Origin of the sequence: Dialister sp. (assembly GCF_036343215.1) — a bacterium.
In the GTDB taxonomy this organism is placed as follows: Bacteria; Bacillota; Negativicutes; order Veillonellales; family Dialisteraceae; genus Dialister.
On the sequence record NZ_JAZASU010000108.1, the window covers coordinates 1 to 5260 of the forward strand.

Annotated in this window: 3 protein-coding genes; 2 read left to right on the top strand and 1 reads right to left on the bottom strand. The window is 48.5% G+C overall.

All coding sequences use genetic code 11. The features are described from left to right. Window positions 1-662: 662 nt before the first annotated feature. Both VZT47_RS09205 and VZT47_RS09210 read left to right on the top strand, forming a co-directional pair. Window positions 663-2003, top strand: coding sequence for an MATE family efflux transporter (locus VZT47_RS09205; protein ID WP_330224671.1), 1341 nt, complete (start codon window positions 663-665; stop codon window positions 2001-2003). Window positions 2004-2224: 221 nt separating this feature from the next. Next, window positions 2225-2857 carry a TetR/AcrR family transcriptional regulator gene (locus tag VZT47_RS09210; protein ID WP_330224672.1) on the top strand — a complete coding sequence of 211 codons (633 nt, stop codon included), beginning with the start codon at window positions 2225-2227 and terminating at the stop codon, window positions 2855-2857. A gap of 264 nt (window positions 2858-3121) precedes the next feature. Here VZT47_RS09210 and VZT47_RS09215 read toward each other — a convergent pair. Continuing rightward, window positions 3122-5260, bottom strand: a 2139-nt coding sequence (locus tag VZT47_RS09215; RefSeq protein WP_330224673.1) for an S-layer homology domain-containing protein, incomplete at its 5' end; no start/stop codon positions are given.

A 5260-nucleotide genomic window follows, 5' to 3' on the forward strand; every position in this document is an offset into this window, starting at 1 on the left:
AGCCACCGGGTGGGGATGGTGAGGCGGTACAGAAATCCAACATAATTACATACAATTTCATCCCAAACGGCGCCATTCAGAACAGAAATTTGTACATTCTTAAGTTGAAGTTTCTGTACATTCTTATCTTAACATTACCATCCCCTAACGCGGGGAGCACTTTCTGATGGATAGAGTCAGCTGTCACGAAGATAGATTTCGAAAGGGGATATAACCGATGCATCCCGTGTCCCACAACGGGGGAAACTCCGCGAAGTGGAAAAGGGGGCTGCATATGGTACACGTCGGAGTGACTCTTACTTTTCATGCGTACCGTAAATGATGAGATTTCATTCTTACGTTACGGGGCTGACTTTCTCCCTGATTCCGACTTGTACGATAGTACAGCCCCTCCGTCGCCTTTGGCGACACCTCCCCGAACTTCGGGGAGGCTCTGCGGGGAGCACTTGCTGACGGATAGTGTCATATTGGGGGAATTGGAAATTACGGTGGGAGATTGCCGGCAGCTGCCCTTATTTGACAATCCCCCATGAATCCTATATAATACTTCACGAATCCGATAGTGGAGGAATGGGTCATCGGAGGTTGTTTTTGGAGACGGACCGGATAAGATGTCAGGCATTTGCCTGGTCTTATCCGGTTTTTGTTTAGCGGAGGATTGTATGAAGCGCACTGATTTCACGGAGGGGCCGGTTTTTATGCCGCTGCTCCGGTTCATGATTCCTGTGATGCTTTCTTTATTTCTTCAGGTCCTGTACGGAGCCGTGGATTTATTGGTAGTGGGGATTTTTTCGGATGCTGCCAATGTAGCTGCTACGGGATTTGGGGGTCAGGTGATGCAGCTGATTACGACTGTTATTACGGATCTGGCCCTGGGAACTACGGTGGTCCTGGGAAGTCTTCTGGGCAGGCGCCGGATCCGCCTGGCGGGAAAGACGATCGGGACCACTGTTTCTGCTTTTACGATTCTGGCCCTGGGTCTTACGGTGCTTTTCTATTTCCTGGCTCCTCCTGTCTGCCGGGCTCTTCAGGTGCCGGGGGAGGCGTTTTCGGAAGCGGTTTCCTATATCCGGATCTGTGCGGCCGGTCTTGTCTTTATCGTGGGTTATAATGTGCTGGGCGGGATTTTCCGGGGGACGGGAAATTCGCTGATGCCTCTTTTTACGGTTATTGTAGCGGCGATCTGCAATGTTTTCGGCGATTTGCTGCTGGTGGGTTATTTTGAAATGGGAGCTTCCGGGGCGGCCTGGGCGACTATTGGAAGTCAGGGGATTTCTGTCCTTCTTTCGGTCCTTATGATCCGTCATTCGGGCATGCCTGTGGAAATACATCCTTCTGATTTCAAAGTGGACAGGGCCCTGGTCTATAAAATGCTCTCTGTAGGGATTCCCGTGGCCATTCAGGATGTATTAGTAGGGATTTCTTTCCTCTGGATCATGGGTCTGGTGAATGGCCTTGGGGTAGATGCATCGGCAGGAATCGGTATCGGGGAAAAACTCTGCGGTTTCATCATGCTGGTGCCCCTTTCTTTCCTTCAGTCCATGTCTGCCTTTGTGGCCCAGAATTACGGCGCCCGCCGGATGGATCGGGCTTTTCTGGCTTTGAAATATGGCATCGCCACCTCTCTTGCGTTCGGTCTCGTGCTGGCGTATATTTCCTTCTTCCATGGCGATTTCCTGGCCGGCTTCTTCACATCGGACCCGCCGGTCCGGGAGGCGGCTTTTGAATACCTGAAAGCCTACGGCCTGGATACGCTCCTTACTTCTTTCCTTTTCTGCTTTTTCGGCTTCTATAATGGCTGCGAAAAGACAAAATTCGTCATGGCCCAGGGCATGATCGGGGCCCTCTTTTTCCGCATGCCCCTTTCCTGGCTCTTTTCCCGGCTGGAACCGGTCACCGTATTTCAAATCGGCCTCGCCAATCCCCTTTCTTCCATTTTTCAGGTTTCCATCTGCACCATCTATCTTTTCCTGATGAAACGGAAACTGGAAGAGAGGGAATAAGTATATATTTGTCAGGAAATAGTATTTCCGTTATCCATATTTCCTGTCATGATAAAATAAATAACAGGAACAGAAAAAGGGCATCTTTTATCATGAAAGATGCTCTTTTACGCGCGAAGTATTCGATAGAATCGACAAAAATCATATACTGATGATGTTCTATCATTTTGACTTATGCTATCATTTTAGGGAGGAAAAGTTTTCAGGCGGTGATAGATTAAATGAAGGATGAAAAAAGAAACAGATCGGAAACAGAAAAACATATCAGAGAAACATTTCTGCACATGCTTGAAGAGACCCCGTTTGATAAGATCCGGATTACCGGACTCTGCCGCGAGGCGGGTATCAACCGGAGCACTTTTTATGCCCATTTTTATGATATTTACGACCTTCTTGACAAGACCATCGAGAACGCTTTGACCTGCTTGGACGGTTCTTTGCAAAAAGACTACTCTTTTTCGATTGGCCATTTATGGGAACTGGCCAATATAGGTGACCTGGACGAATTCATCAGTCACGAGAGTGAATTTCCCATCTGGCACCGGTTCGTGGACTTTCCGAAGTTCATCCCGCTCCTGAAAGATCCTTTCATCAGCCAGCGGACTGTGAGGCTCATCTTCCAGAAAAGGAAAGACCTTTTCGTGGAACTCCTCCACGGCGGATCTCTTTCGGACAAAGAACTGGAAATGCTCTTCTGGTTCATCCTCAACGGCTCCATGTCCATCAATCAGAAAACAGGCTGGGAAAAGAACAGGACCTGGTACAAGCTGCAGAAAGAAATGATGCGCTTCATCATTGCCGGCTGCGAAACAGTAAAGAATGGAACGAAAATCCCTTTACCGGAAGGGAAATAAAAGGAAATAGAAATGACGCCTCGAAGGGCGTCATTTTTCGTTTCTCATAAGAGTTCCTGATAGAAACCTTATTTGCCCTTTCAGTCTGCCTCGCAGTCAGTTTCCCCGGAGGGGAAGCCTCCTCGAGAGACTTTTGAGGCACAAATAAGGTTGATCCATGGAAGGAACAAATGAAAGTGCATGATAAAAGAGCCCGCTTCCAATCCGGAAACGGGCTCCTTTTCACTTTGAACTACTAACAACTAACCACTAACCGCTAATCTCTCATTTCTTCAAAGCCGCCGGAATTTTTCCTCCGTAGACGTCTCTTTCTTCCTGATCGTTATTGACTCTGACTCTTTCTACCTTGCCTCTGTCTTCGTCCTTGCCGGAGATGCGGTCTACGCGGAATCTTGCAGCTTTCTGGATGTGGTCCAGTTCCGGTTCGAATTCATCGAGGACCTTTGCCATCTTGTCATCCACCGGTGCACCGTTCTGGAGGGCTCTGTAGATGACTGCCGCATATTCGTAGCGGGTCATTGCGCGGTCGCCCTTGAATTCTCCATCCGGGTAGCCTTCGATGTAGCCTTTGTCAGCGAGTGTCTTCACGTACTGGTATGCCCAGTGATCTTTCGGAACGTCCGGGAAGTTCACGTCTTTGAGAGCTCCTTCCGGCGCGGCGCCCAGGCGTTTCATGAGGTACTGGTTCTGGGCTTCCAGTTTTTCCATCTTCTGCTTCATGTCCAGAATTTCTCTGGCCATAGCCACACGGGAAGTGGTCACATGGTTGCCCTGGCCCAGTTTCACGGATACCCCGGCATTCACCATATTTTCTCCTCCGCCGAAAGAACCGCCTACGGAGATCATGGTATCTTCATTCGGATGATAGAATGCGCCCACAGCGGCTGCATTGGCATCTTTATAGTTGCCGTAGCCCGCTGCCACATCCCACTTGTCATCCGGGTCGAAATCCTGCGGATGGAGAGCTGCCAGGGCTGCTGCACCGGCACCGACTTTGTTGATCCGGGTGCCCAGTTTATTGATCCTGCCGCCCATATTGTTCACCGTCTGGTTGATATTGCTTATATCATCGGTATTGGTCTTTACCTGTGTATCAATCGCAGAGAGATTTTCGGCAGTGGTATTGCCATTTTTTACATAATTTCCGTCAGCAGGACGGGTTTCATTGTAGATGGTATCTCCCGTTACAAGGCCGGTATCACCGGAAGCGACTTTTCCATCTGCCAGGTCGGAGAGGTCTACGCTTCCTGTTACTTCGTTGCCTGCGGTATCTTCCACATCCATGGTAAGTGTAGTTCCGTTGAGAGTAAGACCTTTATCGTTGTTTTTCAGGGTATCGTTATCCACAGTGAAAGTCTTAGATTTAGAGTCATCCGTTTTATCTGTAAATGTAACGGTAGTGGTCTGGGTGCTGGTTCCCTTTTCGCCTTTAGCTTCAGCAGTCATATCATAGGTGGTATTTGTATCGGTGACTTTGAGACCGGAGAGGTCTACGCTTCCTGTTACTTCGTTGCCTGCGGTATCCTTCACGCTCATGGAAAGGGTATTTCCATTGAGGGAAAGGCCATTATCACCTTTGACGAGGGTATCGTTCTTCACTTCTACAGAAGAAGTGGAATTGTCATCGCCGGTAAGGGTAATTGTGGTAGTCTGGGTCTTTTTACCCTTTTCACCGGTAGTTTCGCCTGCTGCTATGGTATACTTGGTATTCGTGTCTACAGCGGCTTTGATATCGGAAATCGGTACAGAACCAGTGGCTATATTGCCTTTGGTATCTTCCACAGTCATAGAGAGAGTACCTTTTTCTTTATCGTAGGAGAGGGCATTGGTATCTGCTTTAATGGTAGTGTCATTTGCTGCTACCTTTTTCAGTTGAGCAACGTTAACTGCATCAGTATCTTCTTTGCCGGCAGCCACATTGGTAATCTGACGGGTTACTTTCGTATCACCGGAGCTACCAATGGATACAGCAGCTGCTGTGGATACCCAGGCTTCCCCGGATTCTGTCGTTTCTGTACCCGTAGCCGGATCATAGCCTTTGACGCCTTTATCTGTGGAAGCAATCGAGCCATAGCCTAAGGCTACGCCGCCTTCTGTTGTTACGTTGGCATTATACCCCAGGATTGTCGCATTATTTACTGTCAGTTCGGTTTCTTTTTTAGCCGATCCGATGACAACAGAATCCTTTGTGGTAACCTTCCGTTTATCGCCGATGATCTGCGTGCTTTCTGCTTCAGATACAGTATTATTCGAGCCCAAAACAGAGACATTCGTTACTTTTTCAGCGAAGTTTTTATAGCCGTCGATGAAGTTGAATTTGCTGATATTGCCATCTTCGCCTTTCAGCGTATTACCGACACCCATGACCTGGGATTTCTGGGCATAGTCGATAGTATTGCTGCC

Coding starts and splice junctions, on each gene's coding strand:
- VZT47_RS09205 (WP_330224671.1), top strand. CDS start 663: ATGAAGCGCACTGATTTCACGGAGGGGCCGGTTTTTATGCCGCTGCTC.
- VZT47_RS09210 (WP_330224672.1), top strand. CDS start 2,225: ATGAAGGATGAAAAAAGAAACAGATCGGAAACAGAAAAACATATCAGA.